We start from the raw sequence: 1,952 nt of genomic DNA, 5'->3' as shown, positions 1-1,952 counted from the left end.
GGCGGGCGTCGCGCTGGTCGCCGTCGGCGGGTACGGGCGGGGCGAGCTGTCCCCGCGCAGCGACCTGGATCTGCTGCTCCTGCACGACGGACGGCGCCAGAGCGAGATCGCGCGGATCGCGGACCGCATCTGGTATCCCGTCTGGGACCTGGGGATCGCCCTGGACCACTCCGTACGCACACCGGCCGAGGCCCGGAGGACGGCGGAGGAGGACCTCAAGGTCCAACTGGGCCTGCTGGACGCACGGCACGTGGCCGGCGACGAGACGCTGACCGCGGACTTGCGCGCCGGGGCGCTCGCGCAGTGGCGCGCACAGGCCCACAAGCGCCTTCCCGAGCTGGGGGAGCTGGCCGAGGAACGGGCCCGTACGCACGGGGAGTTGCGCTTCCTGCTGGAACCCGACCTGAAGGAGGCCCGGGGCGGACTGCGCGACGCCACGGCCCTGCGGGCGGTGGCCGCGTCCTGGCTCGCGGACGCACCGCGCCGCGGCCTCGCCGAGGCGCGGGAGACTCTGCTGGACGTGCGCGACGCACTCCACCTCACCACCGGACGGGCCACCGACAGGCTCGCGCTGCAGGACCAGGACCAGGTCGCCTCGGCGCTCCGCATGGTGGACGCCGACTTCCTGCTGCGGCAGGTCTACGAGGCCGCCCGCACCCTCGCCTACGCCTCCGACGTGACCTGGCGTGAGGTGGGCCGCGTGCTCCGCTCCCGTGGAGGACGCGCGACCCGGCTGCGCGGGCTGCTCGGCGGTGCGGGCGGATCGCGCCGTGCGCCGGCCGACCAGGAACGTACGCCGCTCGCGGAAGGGGTCGTCGAGCACGACGGCGAAGCCGTCCTCGCGCGCACCGCCCGTCCGGACCGCGATCCGGTGCTGCCGCTGCGGGCCGCCGCAGCCGCGGCTCAGGCCCAACTGCCCCTCGCTCTGCCCGCGGTGCGGCGGATGGCCGAGGCCACTGCCGGTACGGCACAGGGGGCCGGCAACCGTACGGGCACCGGCAGGGCAGGAGCAGGCGGCGCAAAGACCCTGCCGGTGCCGTGGCCCGCGGAGGCCCGCGAGGAGTTCGTCTCCCTGCTCGGCGCCGGCGAAGCCACGGTGCCGGTCTGGGAGGCGCTGGAGGCGGAGGGCCTGATCGCCCGCCTGCTGCCGGACTGGGAGCGCGTCCGCTGCCGCCCGCAGCGCAACGCCGTGCACCGCTTCACCGTCGACCGTCACCTGGTGGAGACGGCCGTGCGCGCCTCAGCGCTGACCCGGCGGGTGCAGCGGCCCGACCTGCTGCTGGTCGGGGCGCTGCTGCACGACATCGGCAAGGGCTGGCCCGGCGACCACTCCGTGGTGGGGGAGACGATCGCCCGTGACATGGCGGCCCGGATCGGCTTCGGGGAGGCCGACGTCGAGGTCCTCGCCACGCTCGTACGCCACCACCTCCTGCTCGTCGAGACGGCGACCCGGCGCGACCTGGACGACCCGGCGACGATCCGCTCGGTCGCGGACGTGGTCCGCAGCGCGGGCACACTCGAACTTCTTCACGCACTGACCGAGGCCGACGCGCTCGCCACGGGGCCCGCGGCATGGTCCGCGTGGCGCGGAACCCTGGTGGCCGACCTGGTCAAGCGGGTCGCCGGAGTGCTGGCGGGTGAGGCGGTGGAGGAGCACACCGAACCGTTCGTACCGACAGCTGAGGCGGAGCGGCTCGCCGTCGAGGCATGGCGCACACACGCCCCCGTGCTCGCGCTGTCCCAACAGCCCGAGGTGCAGCCCGATGCGCAGGATCCGGACGAGCAGGACGCCGGGGAGGGAGCCGGCTCCCGTACGGGCGGTCCGGTCGGCGTCGAGTTGCTGGTGACCGTCCCCGCACCTCCGGCGCCGGACGACCCCACCTCCGCGCCCGGGGGCGGATCGAGGTGTCCTGCGGCTTGGCCTTGTAGCTGGTCTGCGGGCGGCTGGGCAC

The 1,952-nt window shown here is 75.2% G+C and carries 1 protein-coding gene; it reads left to right on the top strand.

Features of this window, described 5'->3' with window-relative positions:
• Window positions 1–1,952, top strand: a 1,952-nt coding sequence (locus H5J26_RS30595) for a [protein-PII] uridylyltransferase (protein WP_181769196.1), incomplete at both ends; no start/stop codon positions are given.

Source organism: Streptomyces albidus (ex Kaewkla and Franco 2022), assembly GCF_013870515.1.
In the GTDB taxonomy this organism is placed as follows: Bacteria; Actinomycetota; Actinomycetes; order Streptomycetales; family Streptomycetaceae; genus Streptomyces; species Streptomyces albidus.
This window is presented reverse-complemented; position numbering and strand designations above follow the sequence as displayed.